This window comes from Streptomyces sp. NPDC058045 (genome assembly GCF_042885635.1).
In the GTDB taxonomy this organism is placed as follows: Bacteria; Actinomycetota; Actinomycetes; order Streptomycetales; family Streptomycetaceae; genus Streptomyces.
In genome coordinates, this window is record NZ_JBHVRR010000086.1 from 1 (window position 1) to 13,677 (window position 13,677).

The following is a 13,677-nucleotide window of genomic DNA, read 5'->3' on the forward strand; positions in this document are numbered from 1 at the left end:
GTCCTGGCACCGCCCCGCCGCGCTTTCCGCCCCCGTAATAGGCCAGGTGTACGGCAATGACCGGGACGAGTGAAAGCTGCGGTCAGGTCGTAGCTTGAATTGCTCCTCCTCGTTACAGGTGGTGCGGTCCGCCGACGGATCGCGCTTAACGACTTTGCCAACCTGGAGGAAACATGCTCAAGAAGGTCGTCGCTGCCGCGGCCGTCACCGGTGGACTCATCATGGCGGGCGCCGGTATGGCCACCGCCGACGCGGGCGCCGAGGGTGCCGCCGTGGGTTCCCCGGGCGTCGGCTCCGGCAACGTCGTGCAGGTGCCCGTCCACATTCCGGTGAACGTCTGCGGCAACACCGTCGACGTGATCGGGCTGCTGAACCCCGCCTTCGGCAACGCCTGCGTCAACAGCTGACACGGCTCCCGAGTGGCGCCGTCAACGGCGGACGCCACCCGTGAGGCCCCCGTCCTGGCCCCGGAAGTGCACGCCATGCACCTCCGGGGCCGGGGCTTTCCCCGCACCGGCGCCCACGCCGGTGCGTCCTCGCACACACAAGGCAGGAACCACCTATGCGACAGGTCATGCGCAAGGGCCTGATCACCGTGGCGGCCGCGACCGGCGTGCTTGCCGTCACCGGCGGCTACGCGCACGCCGACTCCGGTGCCCACGGCGCCGCCTCCGGCTCGCCCGGCGTGCTCTCCGGCAACAGCATCCAGGTCCCGGTGCACATCCCGGTCAACCTGTGCGGCAACACCGTCAACGTGGTCGGCGCCCTCAACCCGGCCTTCGGCAACAACTGCGCCAACACCTCGGGCAGCGGCCACCACAAGTCCCCCGGCGGCTCCTCCGCTGACGGCCGCACCAGCGACTCCCCGGGCGTCGGCTCCGGCAACAACATCCAGGTCCCCGTCGACATCCCGGTGGACGTCTGCGGGAACACCGTCGATGTGATCGGCGCGCTCAACCCGGCCGGCGGCAACGGCTGCGGCAACGATAGCGGCAACCACCCGAAGCCGCCCGGCCACACCAAGCCGCCCACCGAGCCGAGCGAGCCCCCGACCGGGCCGAGCGAGCCGCCGACCAAGCCCACCGAGCCCCCGACCAAGCCGACCGAGCCGCCCACCAAGCCGACCGAGCCGTGCCCGCCGACGAAGCCCGGCAAGCCGACCGAGCCCGGTAAGCCCACGGAGCCCGGTAAGCCGACCCAGCCCGGTACGCCCACCGAGCCGAGCGCGCCCGCCACTCCGATCGGGCACCAGCCGAACCAGCCCAACCAGCCCGGCGGCCAGATCGCCGTGCCCCCGAAGGGCGGCGAGCAGCTCGCCGAGACGGGCAGTCCGCTGCCGGTCGGCGCCGCACTCGCCCTCGGCGCCGGGGCCCTCCTCGGTGGAGCGGTGCTCGTCCGGCGCTCCCGCGCCTGACCCGAGAAGAACAGCAGCACGCCGACGCACACCGGCAAGAAGGGGCCCCGCGAATCCGCGGGACCCCTTCTTGTGCGCTTCACCCTCGTATGCCCGTTGATATCCGTCGCCCCGGGACGCGGCAAGGACTGTCACACGGGCCGCGGTCCGCCCCCTCCCGCACCGGCGGACAACCGGCGGGACGGGGCGGGTGCCGCCGCTCTGATCACCAGGTGGCCCGTGTCACCAGGTCGCCCGCGGCTGGCGGATGATCCGGCGCCGCAACCGCACCCTGCGGCTGCCGTCCGGAAAGAGCCTCAGTCGGTGCAACTCCCAGTGCCCGTACTCTGCGTGGTCTGTGAGCAGACGTGTCGTCTCCTTGCGGGAGACCCCGCGCGGAACATACACGTCGGCGAATTCGTATTCCGGCATCGCATCTATTGTGCGGCCACCGGCCCGTTACGGATAGCGTCTGCCTCATGTCTGATGCTGCGCAGCCGACCGCTGCCGAAGTACGCGCCGCCGCCGAGGCTGTCAAGACCGCGCTCGACCGCCATCTGGCGGCCGTCGAACGCAGGTCGGGTGAGGACGATCCGGCTGTCTACGAGGCGTTCAACAACCTGGCCGCCGCAGCCGAGGAGTACGACGAACTGCTCTACGACCTCCACAACGAGGTCACCCCCTTCGAGATCCCCGACTCCGACGACACCCTGCCCCCGTACGGAGGTCCGGAGGAGCCGGGGGCGTTGAGCGTGTTCATCCGGCGCGACTACGCGGTCAGCGAACCTCAGCGGCTGCTCGCCCAGGCCGAGCGAGTGGAGGCGGCGGACGAGGAGGGCGCGGCCGCAGACGCCGCCCTCGGCAACTCGGGCAGCGACACCGTGCACGGCGCCCTCGGCATCCTCTTCGGCGAGTACGAACCAGATGAAATCGCCTCCCGCCACCAGGAGTTCGGCCTGGAGGAACGCGACTCCACCCTCTGGGTCGCGGCCGCCGAGGACCCGCCGGAACCGGGCGAGTGGCTGGAAACCCCCTTCGAGGACATCGACCCGCATCTGGTGGTCTGCCGCTTCGACATCAGCTCCGTCTTCGATGAGGACGAGGACGAGGTCGAGGTGGGAGACGATGAGGATGAGGTGGATGAGGTGGTGGATGAGGTAGACGGGGTGGACGAGGTAGACGAGGAAGGCGGGGCGGACCGCCTCTCGGCTTCCGGCGGCCCCGCACCCCACAGGCAGCCTGGCCCCGCGTACTGACGGGTCGCGGGTTCGGGGCGAACGGGCGGACCGTTGGCGGGAGTTGGGGCGGCTTGCGTTCGCGCGGGCGGCCTGGAGTGGCGGGGTGACCTCCCGGCGGAGTGGGGCGGGGCTGTGGTCCCGGACATCTCGCCGGTGTGCTGCCCCGCCCCGCCCATCCACTCCACCGGAGGCCGGACCCCGAACCTGGTAGGTGATCCGGCCCCGGCCAACTCCTAGGGCCGCGTCGGGAGTTGAGTGCGGAGGAGGGTGGGGAGGCGGGTGGTGCGGGGCTTGGCGGGGAGCTCCGCTACGGCGTGCGGCAGTGCTCCCTCCGCTCCGTGCACCACGGACAGATGCCGCTCGCCGCGGCTGAACGCCGTATAGACCCAGGCCCGGTTGAGGGCCTTCGCCGCATCTCCGGGCAGGACCACCACCGCGGCGGCGGTACGCCGGCCCACCGCCTGGTGTGCGGTGACCGCCCAACCGTGCCGCACCGACTGCTCCACCCGGTCCTGCGCCACCACCACTTCTTCCCCGTCGCACTCCAGATGCAGGCCCGCCGCGTCCGCCCGTACCACCCGCCCTGGTACCGCACGGCCGGGCGACGGGGTGTGCACGACGCGGTCGCCCGGGTCGAAGCCGCCGAAGCGGCCCGGCCCCGGATTGAGGCGCTCCTTCAGCGCGGTGTTCAGGACCCGGGTGCCGGCCGCACCGCCATGCCCCGGTGTGATCACCACGGTCTCCTCCGGCGGCACTCCGAAAGCCCGCGGCACCGAGTCGGCGACCAACTGAACCGTACGGTGCACCGCTTCGCCGGCATCCCGCACCGGCACGATCACCACCTCGCGGCCGGGCGCCGCCACCTCGTTCAGCTCGCCGATCCCGATACCGGACACCAGCTCACCGACCGGCCCGGGATCGGGCAGCCGGGAGGCGACCTCCGGGCAGACCCGGGCCGCGAGCAGATCGGCGAACACCCGCCCGGGGCCCGCCGACCACAGCACCGAGGGGTCGCCGCTGAGGAGCAACCGGGCGCCGTCGGGTAGTGATTCGACCAGCGCGGCCGCCGTCTCCACATCCAGTTGGGGCGCGTCCAGCACCACCAGCAGGTCGACGGCGAGGGCGCCTTCCGAGTCCCGGCCCGGGCCCTCGGTACCGGAGAGCAGTCCCGCCACCGTCACCGCGGTCCCCTCGGACACCGTGCCGGGCAGTTGGGCGGCGATGCGGCGGCGGCCGTCCCCGGTGTGCGTGGCGGCACAGACCCGCAGGCCCAGCTCGGCAGCGGCCGCCACCACCGCCGCGGGCTCGGCCCGCGCCGCCTCGCCTCCGGTGTGCAGGACCAGCGGGTGCCCGGCGACGGCGCGCAGCAGTTCGGCGGTGGAACCGGAGGCCCTCTCGGCGGCGGCATTCCAGCGGGCCGGCACCGTGGACCCGTCCTTGGGCGCGGAGTTGACCAGTCTGGCCAGCCCGTCGGCGAGGCTCTCCTCAGCCAGTGCGTACTGCTCCAGACCGAGCAGGATCTGCACCGGCTGCGCGGGCGGCTCCGCTTCGTCTCCCTCGCCGTCCGCTGGCGGAGCGGATGCCTCCGGGGCCGGGACGGGCGTAGGTACCGGGCCGCCGTCGCGGCCGGGCACCGCGTCCTGGAAGACCAGCAACTCGCCCTCGGCGACCGCACTTTGTACGGCCTCCTCCGGCTCCGGCACGGCGTACCGGCCCAGGGCGGCGCCGAGGGCCGAAGCCTCCAGGGCGGTGTGCCCGGCGAGGGCGGCCTGCTCCAGCAGCCAGCCGGCGAGCGCCCGGCCCCTGCGGTCGTCACCAGGTCCGCATTCCGGCCCGAGCAGGGCGCGGGCGAAACCGTCCGCCTGCTCGGGCCGCACCCCGGCAACCCGCAGCAACTGCCATGGATCAGCCCGGAGTACGTCCGCGGCGCCCGTGCCGAGGGCCGACGCGGCACCGGTGGCGAGCGTGGCGGGTGCGCCGCCCTCGGTGAGCACCTCGGCGGTGGCGCGGATCGCGTCCGGCGAGGGAACGGGGGCCGCGGCGGGGGTGGTTGGCGGTGTGGGGCGGGGAGTGGGGGCGATCTTGCGGGGCTCGGGCTCCGGCTCGTCGAAAACGGAGGCCTCCGGTCGGCCGCCGCCCTCCACGGCACGGACAGCGGCCAGCAGGTCGGCCGCCTTGCCGCTGAGCTTGCCCCCGCTGTCGACGGCGTCCTGCCGAGCCTTCTTGCGCTCCTCGATCCGCGCCCGGAACGCCCGCTGCGCGGCCAACTCGGCCTCCGCCTCGGACACTTGCGGCGCCGCCCCCGCAGCGCCCCCACCTTCCCCGGCACCACCGTCGTCCGTGGTGGCACCGGCATCAGAGGCACTGTCGGCCACCGAGCCGTCCCCGGCGCCACCACCCACCGCGGCCTCTGCCGCCGCCTCCGCGGTGGCCTCGTCGCCTGCCGAGGCACTTTCGCCCTCCGAACTTGCCTCGGTCTCGATCGAGTCCGCCTCGGCCCGGCCGGGGTCGGTCGCCGGTGGCACCGGTTCCGTGTGCGGGGTCTCCGCTGCTGTCGTCTCGGCTTCCGTGGTCGCCTCGGTGGCGGGGGCGGACTCCGGCTCCGTGCTCACAGCGTGCTCCAGTCGTGATCGGGATAGCGGTGCTCGGGGGCGGACACATCGTCCAGTGCCCGGCAGATCTCGTCAGGCAGCGTAAGGCTCTCCACTGACAATGCCGCCGTGAGCTGCTGCGCAGTGCGCGCGCCGACGATGGGCGCGATCACCCCGGGCCGGTCGCGGACCCAGGCGAGGGCCACTTCGAGGGGCGTGGCGGCGAGGCCGTCCGCCGCGGTGGCCAGGGCCTCGACGATATGGCCCGCGGCCTCGTCCAGATAGGGCTGCACAAAGGGGGCGAGGTGCTCGGAGGCGCCCCGGGAGTCAGGTGGGACGGCACCCTTCCGGTACTTGCCGGTGAGCACCCCGCGACCCAGCGGAGAGGACGGCAGCAGGCCGATGCCCAGGTCGAGTGCGGCGTGCAGCACCTCCCGCTCCACCCCGCGCTGGAGCAGGGAGTATTCCATCTGGGTCGCGGCGAGCCGGGTGCGCACGGTGGGCTGGGCTAGCTGCCAGGTGGCGGCCTTGGCGAGCTGCCAGCCGCAGAAGCCCGCCACCCCGGCGTACCGCGCGCGGCCGCTGCTGACGGCGATGTCCAGCGCGCCCAGGGTCTCCTCCAGGGGCGTCGTCGGGTCGAAGGCGTGCACCTGCCACAGGTCGACGTGGTCGGTGCCGAGGCGGGCCAGGGAGTCGTCCAGGGCGTCGAGCAGATGGCCGCGGGAGCCGTCGCATCTGCGCTCAGGGTCGGGCACCCGGCCCGCCTTGGTGGCAATGACCAGGTCTCTGCGGGGGACCAAGCCGTCGAGGAGCCGGCCCAGCAGGTACTCGGACTCGCCGTCGCCATAGACGTCGGCGGTGTCCACCAGGGTGCCGCCCGCCTCCCAGAACACCTTCATCAGGTCGGCGGCGTCGGCCTCCCCGGTGTCACGGCCCCAGGTGAGGGTGCCGAGCCCGATCCGGGACACGCGAAGGCCGGTGCGGCCGAGATGCCTCTGCTCCATGGCCGTGACATTACTGGCCGTAGGCCCCGCCCGTGTCCGCCTGTGGACAACTACGGCGCCAGGGCTCGGTGCACCGGTCCGCAGCGCTCCGCCGCCGAAAAATCCTATGAGGTCACCACGGGTCCCACCGGAGTTATCCACAGGTGCGAGGCCGTCTCTGACGGAACCGGTCCAGTCGCGCTAGGGTCGCTTCAGAGCAGGACGTTACTGATCGGTAAGGGGAGTGGGTCATGAAGCTCGGCATCAACCTCGGCTACTGGGGTGCCGGTATGGATGCGGACAATCTCGCCGTGGCCCAGGAGGCGGATCGGCTCGGTTACGCGGTCTGCTGGGCCGCGGAGGCGTACGGCTCGGACGCTCCCACCGTGCTGTCCTGGGTGGCCGCCCAGACCGAGCGGATCGACGTGGGTTCCGCCATCCTCCAAATCCCGGCCCGCCAGCCCGCGATGGCGGCCATGACCGCGGCCACCCTGGACTCCCTCTCCGGCGGCCGCTTCCGCCTGGGCCTAGGCGTCTCCGGCCCGCAGGTCTCGGAGGGCTGGTACGGCGTCAAGTTCGACAAGCCGCTGGCGCGCACCCGCGAGTATGTGGAGATCGTGCGTCGCGCGATGGCCCGTGAGCGACTGTCCTACGAGGGAGAGCACTGGACGCTGCCGCTGCCCGGCGGCCCGGGTAAGCCGATAAAGCTGACGGTGCACCCGCAGCGCGAGCACATCCCGCTCTACATCGCGGCCATCGGCCCGAAGAATCTGGAGCAGACCGGTGAGATCGCCGACGGTGCGCTGCTGATCTTCCCGTCCGCCGCGCACCTGGAGGAGACGGCGCTGCGGCATCTGCGGGCCGGGCGGGAGAAGGCCGGGCTGACCATGGAGGGCTTCGACGTGGTGCCCACGGTGCCGCTCGCCTTCGCACCCGAGGGCGGCGAGGCGGTCGTGCGCACCCTCGCTGACACCTTCCGGCCGTACACGGCGCTCTATGTGGGGGGCATGGGCAGCCGCAAGCAGAACTTCTACAACCAGCTCGCGCAGCGGATGGGGTACGAGAAGGAGGCCGCCGAGATCCAGGACAAGTACCTGTCGGGCGACAAGGAGGGCGCGGCCGCGGCGGTGCCGCACGAGTTGATCGACCAGACCACCCTGCTGGGCTCGGTGGACCGGATCGCCGACGGGATGCGCGCCTACGCGGACGCCGGGGTCACCACGCTCACCCTGGCGCCCGCCGGATTCACCCTGGAGGAACGGGTGGCCTCGCTGCGGGCGGGAGCGGAGGCGCTGGAGCGGGCGGGCCTGGCCTGAGTGAGCCGACGCGGCGCCCCCGGGGTGGGAGCGTGGGCGGGAGTCGGGGCGGCCCGGGCCGTCGGAACCTCCGGAGGCCGACCGGCTCACGGGAAGGGGAGCGGAAGTGGGCCAACTCCCTTGCCCGGCAGCCCACTTGGCCGCGAACTCCGCCGCGCCGCGCACCACAATGCGACGTACACGGACCCGGACGCGCGGGTGCGCGTGCCCAGGCCGGGTGGAGGGTTTCGCCTCGCTGGCTCCCGAGGCGGGACGTTTCTGCGGCCGTGGTGGGGGCTCGGGGGTCTTCCCCGCCACGGCCGTCACAGGGAACAACGCGCCCGTCCCGCTCCGGTTACGCCGCCGGGCCCGGGAATCCGGCGGCAGCCCAGCCACTGAGCCGGGTGTGCCACTGCCCGGCCCCAGCCACCCTGCCGCCTCCCCCCCCCCCCGTGTCCCGCGTCCGCCTCCGCCTCCACCCCGGGATGGTCGGTTGTCGCGCGTTCGGCGCAGTGGGAGTCGGCTGCTGTTGCCGTTCGCGGGTGGTCGCATTTGACTCGGTTCCTGCGGAGAGCGGACCCCAGGCACGGAGGTGGCGGATGCTGTCGGCGAAGAGCCTGTTCGAGGAGATCCTCGATCACGACGAGTCGTTCCGGCTGTTCTGCTCGATCGCGGCCAGCGCGGAGTCGCAGGGCGGCTGGGAGAACGGCCGGATCGCGGCACTGCTGCCGGAGAGCGAGCGAGCGCTCGCGCCGAAGGCGGCCCGGCACGGCGGCGACGAGGACAAGCACGGCCGGATCTTCCGGGCGCTGCTGAGGCGCCGCGGACTGCGCCCCGTCGACGTCCCCCATCCGACCGACTACACGCTGCTGCTGGAACAGCGGGGTATCGGCCTGGCCCACGACCGGCTGCGCGGTGAGCAGGCGCTGACGGTGGCGGACGTGGTCGTCTATCTCGCGCACAGCCGGGTCACCGAGCAGCGGGCCGCGGAGCAGATGCGGCTACTGCTCCGCTACTTCGCGCACCACCCGGACATGGGGCGCGCGGTACGCATGATCGCGGACGACGAGGAGAACCATCTCGCTTACTGCCACGAGGAGTTGCTGCGGTTGGCGCGGGCCGGGCACGGCCGGGCGATCCAGCGGGAACTGCGCAACTGCGCCTTGGCCGAGATTCGGGTGCACCGGGATGTGAGCCTGGCCGTGATGGCGCGGATGGGCCGCATCCTGGGGTGGTCGCGGGTGAAGTCGGCGCTGCTGGCTGCGGGGATCCACGGCCAGTACCTGGTGGAGCGGGCCGGAGGCTGGCGGCGGATGGTGTCGCTCTCGGTGCCGAGCCGGCGTAACGCACTGGGCGGAGAGCCCACCCCGGCCCCCGAATTCGCCTGACCCCACCCCGAACCCGAGCCGACCCGAACCGACTCAAAAGCCGAACCCGACTCGAAAGCCGAACCCGACTCAAGCCGGAACCCGGCGGCCCAAGCCCAACGCCTCAAAGCCACCCGCGTCGTTTGAAAACCCGGTACAGGCCGAAGACCAGACCCAGCATCACCAGCAGGATCACCGGATAGGCCGCGGCCCAGCGCAGCTCAGGCATGTGGGTGAAGTTCATTCCGTAGATCCCGGCGATCATGGTGGGGACGGCTGCCATGGCGGCCCAGGCCGAGATCTTCCGCATGTCGTCGTTCTGCCGGAGGCTCATCTGCGCGAGGTGCGCCGAGAGGATGTCGGAGACGAGCCGGTCCAGTGCGTCCACCGACTCGTTGACCCGTATCAGGTGGTCGTTGACGTCACGGAAGAACGGCTGGGCGCTGTCGTCGATGAAGGGGACCGCGGCGCCGAACGAGCCCGCTCCGGAGAGCCGTGACAGCGGCAGCGTGAGCGGTCCGGTGGCTCGGCGGAACTCCAGTACCTGGCGCTTGAAACGGTAGATGTTGGACGCGATGTCGCGGGAGCCGCCCAGCTCGGGGGAGAAGACCTCGGCCTCCAACTCCTCCAGATCCGTGCCGAGTTCGGTGGCGACCTCCAGATAGTGGTCCACGACGGCGTCCGCGATCGCGTACAGGACGGCGGTCGGGCCGTGCCGCAGCATCTCCGGTCCGGCCTCCAGGTGGTGGCGGACGTCGCCGAGGGGTGCGCCGACGCCGTGCCGCACGGTCACCACGAAGGAGTCGCCGACGAAGAGCATCACCTCGCCCGAGGACACCTCGTCGATGTCATGGGCGTAGACGACGGGCTTGAGGACCATGAAGAGGCAGTCGTCGTAGACCTCCAGCTTGGGGCGCTGGTGGGCCTTGAGGGCGTCCTCGACGGCGAGGGGGTGCAGGCCGAAGTCGCGGGTGACCCGGTCGAACTCGGGCCCCGTGGGTTCGTGCACGCCGATCCAGACGAAGGCGTCCGGCTGGGCGCGTGCCTCTTCAAGGGCCTTCGCGTAGTCGGTGCTGACCTCGCTGCGTCGGCCGTCGCGGTAGATGGCGCAGTCCACAATCACGGCGGCATTCTCCCGTCTGACCCGCGAGAGCGCACCCCTGGGTGGGATCGAACGCGGCAGAGCCCGGCGCGGGGCGGTCCTGGCGGGCCGGAAACGGCCCCGTTCCCGGGGTGACGGGAGGCCGGCCGGGGGCCCGCGCACGTCGCCTATGGTGGCCCCATGCCCACGTTGATACTCGTCCGGCACGGCCGCTCCACCGCCAACACCGCCGGAGTGCTGGCCGGCCGCATCCCGGGCGTCGGACTCGACGAGCGGGGCGCCGCCCAGGCCGCCGCGCTCCCCGCCCGGCTCGACGGCATCGAACTGGCCCTCGCCGTCACCAGCCCCCTCCAGCGCTGCCGTGAGACGCTCGCCCCGCTTCTCGCCGCCCGTCCCGGCCTCGAACTGCACACCGAGGACGGCGTCAACGAGTGCGACTACGGGGACTGGTCGGGGCGCAAGCTCGCCGAGTTGAAGGACGAGCCGCTGATGGAGATCGTCCAGCAGCACCCCAGCGCCGCCGCCTTCCCCGGCGGTGAGTCGATGCGCGCCATGGCGGCCCGTGCCGGGGAGGCCGTCCGCACCTGGAACGCCCGCGTCGGCGAGGAGCACGGCCCCGACGCCACCTATCTGATGTGCTCCCACGGCGACCTCATCAAGGCGCTGGTCGCCGACGCCCTCGGACTGCATCTCGACCAGTTCCAGCGCATCTCCGTGGAGCCCTGCTCGGTCACCGCGATCCGCTACACACGGCTGCGTCCCTTCCTGGTCCGGCTCGGGGACACCGGTGACCTCTCCGCGTTCCTGCCCCGTGAGACCCCGGCGGACGAGGCCGCGGCGGACGGTGACGCAGCAGTCGGAGGCGGTGCGGGCACACCGTGATCGTTGACCGCAGTAGGGTGAAGCGGTCGCGGTGACCGAGCCGACGGCAGCCCCCTGTCGGTTCCCGCACGATCCGCGTCATCGCCCCGCCCCGACAACGACCCATGGAGACAGGACGTGTCCCGTCAGGTGTTCCTCTACGACCCGCCGGACCGCTTCGTGGCCGGAACGGTCGGGCTGCCCGGGCGCCGCACCTTCTTCCTCCAGGCGTCCGCCGGTACCAGGGTGACCAGCGTCGCCCTGGAGAAGACGCAGGTCGCCGCGCTCGCGGAGCGGATGGACGAGCTGCTGGACGAGGTGGTGCGCCGCAGCGGCGGCAGCGCCTCGGTGCCCGCCGTCGCCCCCACCGAGGTCTCCGACACCGCGCCCCTCGACACCCCCGTGGACGAGGAGTTCCGCGTCGGCACCATGGCACTGGCCTGGGACGGCGATGAGCAGCGCATGATCGTCGAGGCGCAGGCCCTGGTCGAGCTGGACGCCGACAGCGAGGAGGACCTCGCCGAGGCGGAGGAGCGGCTCCTCCAGGACGAGGAGAACGGCCCGCCGATGCTCCGCGTCCGGCTCGATGGCTCCCAGGCCCGTGCCTTCGCCAAACGCGCCCTGGACGTCGTCAACGCCGGCCGCCCCCCGTGCCCGCTGTGCAGCCTGCCGCTCGACCCGGAAGGACATGTATGTCCGCGCCAGAACGGATACCGCCGCGGGGAGTGACCGCGACCGAGCTGCTCACCCGGGGCGAGTTGACCGTACGCGGCCGGATCCGCGAGGCGTCCAACGTGGTGCTGCTGTGCGAGGCGGCGCTCGACGGCGAGACCGTCTCCTGCGTGTACAAACCGGTCGCCGGGGAGCGGCCGTTGTGGGACTTCCCGGACGGCGATCTGGCCCGCCGCGAGGTCGCCGCCTACGAGGTGGCCCGCGCCACAGGCTGGGACCTGGTACCGCCCACCGTCCTGCGCGACGGGCCGTACGGCGAGGGCATGTGCCAGCTCTGGATCGACCCGCCGGAGTCCGGCACCGACGGCGAGCAGCCGCCGGAACTGCTGGCGCTGCTCGACACGGAGGAGCCAGGACCCGGCTGGAAGGCGGTCGGTTTCGCCGAGGTGGGGGAGGGGCGCACCGCACTGCTGGTGCATGCCGACGACCTCCGGCTGCGCCGCCTCGCCGTCCTCGACGCCGTCATCAACAACGCCGACCGCAAGGGCGGCCATCTGCTACCCGCACCCGGCGGCCGCCTCTACGGCATCGACCACGGGGTGACCTTCCACACGGAGAACAAGCTCCGCACCCTGCTCTGGGGTTGGGCCGGTGAACCCCTCACCGGCGAACTCACCGGCGTACTGACGGCGCTGCACAAGGACCTGGCGGGCGGGCCGCTCGCCGCCCGGTTGGGGGAACTGCTCACCGGCGCCGAGGTCGCGGCCACCGGGCGGCGGGTTGAGGCGCTGCTGGCCGCGGGCCGCCATCCGGAACCGGGCGGCGACTGGCCCGCCATCCCCTGGCCGCCCGTCTAGCCGGTCCGGTCGGTGCCGGGGCGAGGCGGGCGGGGTCGTGTGTGGACGGTGCCTCCGGTTACGCTCGGGGCATGTATGCCTGGCCCGCTTCCGAGGTCCCCGCCCTGCCCGGCAAGGGCCGCGACCTCAGGATCCACGACACCGCGACCGGCGGCCCGGTCACCCTGGACCCCGGTCCCGTCGCCCGCATCTACGTCTGCGGCATCACCCCGTACGACGCGACCCACATCGGTCATGCGGCGACCTACAACGCGTTCGACCTCGTGCAGCGCGTGTGGCTCGACACCAAGCGGCAGGTTCACTACGTCCAGAACGTCACCGATGTCGATGATCCGCTGCTGGAGCGGGCGGTGCGCGACGGGGTCGACTGGACCGGCCTCGCCGAACGTGAAACCGCCCTCTTCCGCGAGGACATGACCGCCCTGCGGATGCTTCCGCCCCGCCACTACATCGGCGCCGTCGAGGCGATACCGGGCATCGTGCCCCTCGTCGAGCGGCTGCGGGACGCCGGTGCCGCCTATGAACTCGACGGCGACATCTACTTCTCCGTCGAGTCCGACCCGCACTTCGGCGAGGTCTCCGGGCTCGACGCGGCCGCCATGAGGCTGCTCTCCGCCGAGCGCGGCGGCGACCCGGACCGCCCCGGCAAGAAGAACCCCCTCGACCCGATGCTGTGGATGAAGGCCCGTGCGGGCGAGCCCAGTTGGGACGGCGGCTCCCTCGGTGAGGGGCGGCCCGGCTGGCACATCGAGTGTGTCGCCATCGCCCTGGACCACCTCGGTATGGGCTTCGACGTCCAGGGCGGCGGCTCCGATCTCGCCTTCCCGCACCATGAGATGGGCGCCTCGCACGCCCAGGTCCTCACCGGCGATTTCCCCATGGCCAAGGCCTATGTGCACGCCGGGATGGTCGCGCTGGACGGCGAGAAGATGTCCAAGTCCAAGGGCAATCTGGTCTTCGTCTCCCGACTGCGGCGCGACGGGGTCGACCCGGCCGCCGTCCGCCTCGCCCTCCTCGCCCACCACTACCGCAGCGACTGGGAGTGGACCGACGAGGTGCTCGCGGAGGCCGTCGCCCGGCTCGGGCGCTGGCGGGCCGCGGTCTCCCGGCCGGACGGGCCGCCCGCGGAGGCACTGGTCGAGGAGATCCGGGAGGCGCTCGCCGAGGACCTCGACGCACCGGCCGCACTGGCCGCCGTGGACCGCTGGGTCGCCACCCAGGACCGGGATGGCGGCACCGACATCGGCGCCCCGGGCGTCGTCTCCCGAGCGGTGGACGCACTGCTGGGCGTCGCACTCTGACCAAACGCGCAGTTCCC

The 13,677-nt window shown here is 72.4% G+C and carries 13 protein-coding genes; 9 read left to right on the forward strand and 4 right to left on the reverse strand.

Annotation, left to right across the window (positions count from 1 at the left end):
• The first annotated feature begins 173 nt into the window (after positions 1-173).
• Positions 174-407 (forward strand): chaplin, encoded by a 234-nt coding sequence (locus ACFVST_RS28260; protein WP_390156436.1) that lies wholly within the window; start codon positions 174-176, stop codon positions 405-407.
• Between the two features lie 155 nt (positions 408-562).
• Positions 563-1,414 (forward strand): chaplin family protein, encoded by an 852-nt coding sequence (locus tag ACFVST_RS28265; RefSeq protein WP_390156437.1) that lies wholly within the window; start codon positions 563-565, stop codon positions 1,412-1,414.
• A gap of 222 nt (positions 1,415-1,636) precedes the next feature.
• Here ACFVST_RS28265 and ACFVST_RS28270 read toward each other — a convergent pair whose 3' ends face one another.
• The gene (locus ACFVST_RS28270; protein WP_390156438.1) at positions 1,637-1,825 is read right to left on the reverse strand and encodes a DUF5703 family protein; all 189 of its coding nucleotides are present in this window, start codon (positions 1,823-1,825) and stop codon (positions 1,637-1,639) included.
• A gap of 47 nt (positions 1,826-1,872) precedes the next feature.
• Here ACFVST_RS28270 and ACFVST_RS28275 point away from each other — a divergent pair, with 47 nt between their 5' ends.
• Entirely contained in the window at positions 1,873-2,649 is a 777-nt protein-coding gene (locus ACFVST_RS28275; RefSeq protein ID WP_390156439.1) for a hypothetical protein, read from the forward strand.
• A 215-nt stretch (positions 2,650-2,864) separates the two neighbouring features.
• Here the strand turns inward: ACFVST_RS28275 and ACFVST_RS28280 are convergent, their stop codons facing one another.
• Positions 2,865-5,243 (reverse strand): helix-hairpin-helix domain-containing protein, encoded by a 2,379-nt coding sequence (locus tag ACFVST_RS28280; RefSeq protein ID WP_390156440.1) that lies wholly within the window; start codon positions 5,241-5,243, stop codon positions 2,865-2,867.
• Positions 5,240-6,226, reverse strand: coding sequence for an aldo/keto reductase (locus ACFVST_RS28285; protein ID WP_390156441.1), 987 nt, complete (start codon positions 6,224-6,226; stop codon positions 5,240-5,242). Before ACFVST_RS28285 ends, ACFVST_RS28280 begins: the two co-directional genes overlap by 4 nt.
• A gap of 230 nt (positions 6,227-6,456) precedes the next feature.
• Here ACFVST_RS28285 and ACFVST_RS28290 point away from each other — a divergent pair, with 230 nt between their 5' ends.
• Both ACFVST_RS28290 and ACFVST_RS28295 read left to right on the forward strand, forming a co-directional pair.
• Positions 6,457-7,521, forward strand: a complete 1,065-nt coding sequence (locus ACFVST_RS28290) for an LLM class F420-dependent oxidoreductase (protein WP_390156442.1) — start codon at positions 6,457-6,459, stop codon at positions 7,519-7,521.
• Between the two features lie 578 nt (positions 7,522-8,099).
• Entirely contained in the window at positions 8,100-8,888 is a 789-nt protein-coding gene (locus tag ACFVST_RS28295; protein WP_390156443.1) for a ferritin-like domain-containing protein, read from the forward strand.
• A gap of 103 nt (positions 8,889-8,991) precedes the next feature.
• On the opposite strand, the gene ACFVST_RS28300 is transcribed toward ACFVST_RS28295, so the two are convergent.
• Positions 8,992-9,990: a magnesium and cobalt transport protein CorA gene (locus tag ACFVST_RS28300; RefSeq protein ID WP_390156444.1), complete on the reverse strand. Its 999-nt coding sequence runs from the start codon at positions 9,988-9,990 to the stop codon at positions 8,992-8,994.
• Between the two features lie 159 nt (positions 9,991-10,149).
• Between ACFVST_RS28300 and ACFVST_RS28305 the strand changes: the two genes are divergently transcribed.
• From ACFVST_RS28305 to mshC, 4 genes are all read left to right on the forward strand, one after another.
• Positions 10,150-10,851: a histidine phosphatase family protein gene (locus tag ACFVST_RS28305; RefSeq protein ID WP_390156445.1), complete on the forward strand. Its 702-nt coding sequence runs from the start codon at positions 10,150-10,152 to the stop codon at positions 10,849-10,851.
• Positions 10,852-10,968: 117 nt separating this feature from the next.
• Positions 10,969-11,559 (forward strand): DUF3090 domain-containing protein, encoded by a 591-nt coding sequence (locus ACFVST_RS28310; protein WP_390156446.1) that lies wholly within the window; start codon positions 10,969-10,971, stop codon positions 11,557-11,559.
• Complete coding sequence (locus ACFVST_RS28315; protein ID WP_390156447.1) at positions 11,523-12,359, forward strand: SCO1664 family protein; 837 nt, start codon at positions 11,523-11,525, stop codon at positions 12,357-12,359. The genes ACFVST_RS28310 and ACFVST_RS28315 overlap by 37 nt, the downstream gene beginning before the upstream one ends.
• A gap of 71 nt (positions 12,360-12,430) precedes the next feature.
• Positions 12,431-13,660 (forward strand): cysteine--1-D-myo-inosityl 2-amino-2-deoxy-alpha-D-glucopyranoside ligase, encoded by a 1,230-nt coding sequence (mshC, locus tag ACFVST_RS28320; RefSeq protein WP_390156448.1) that lies wholly within the window; start codon positions 12,431-12,433, stop codon positions 13,658-13,660.
• Positions 13,661-13,677 lie beyond the last annotated feature (17 nt).

Bases quoted from the DNA above. Each gene is read 5' to 3' on its own strand.
- ACFVST_RS28315 (WP_390156447.1), top strand. From the start codon at position 11,523: ATGTCCGCGCCAGAACGGATACCGCCGCGGGGAGTGACCGCGACCGAG.
- ACFVST_RS28290 (WP_390156442.1), top strand. From the start codon at position 6,457: ATGAAGCTCGGCATCAACCTCGGCTACTGGGGTGCCGGTATGGATGCG.
- ACFVST_RS28260 (WP_390156436.1), top strand. From the start codon at position 174: ATGCTCAAGAAGGTCGTCGCTGCCGCGGCCGTCACCGGTGGACTCATC.
- ACFVST_RS28285 (WP_390156441.1), bottom strand. From the start codon at position 6,226: ATGGAGCAGAGGCATCTCGGCCGCACCGGCCTTCGCGTGTCCCGGATC.
- ACFVST_RS28295 (WP_390156443.1), top strand. From the start codon at position 8,100: ATGCTGTCGGCGAAGAGCCTGTTCGAGGAGATCCTCGATCACGACGAG.
- ACFVST_RS28270 (WP_390156438.1), bottom strand. From the start codon at position 1,825: ATGCCGGAATACGAATTCGCCGACGTGTATGTTCCGCGCGGGGTCTCC.
- mshC (WP_390156448.1), top strand. From the start codon at position 12,431: ATGTATGCCTGGCCCGCTTCCGAGGTCCCCGCCCTGCCCGGCAAGGGC.
- ACFVST_RS28265 (WP_390156437.1), top strand. From the start codon at position 563: ATGCGACAGGTCATGCGCAAGGGCCTGATCACCGTGGCGGCCGCGACC.
- ACFVST_RS28305 (WP_390156445.1), top strand. From the start codon at position 10,150: ATGCCCACGTTGATACTCGTCCGGCACGGCCGCTCCACCGCCAACACC.
- ACFVST_RS28275 (WP_390156439.1), top strand. From the start codon at position 1,873: ATGTCTGATGCTGCGCAGCCGACCGCTGCCGAAGTACGCGCCGCCGCC.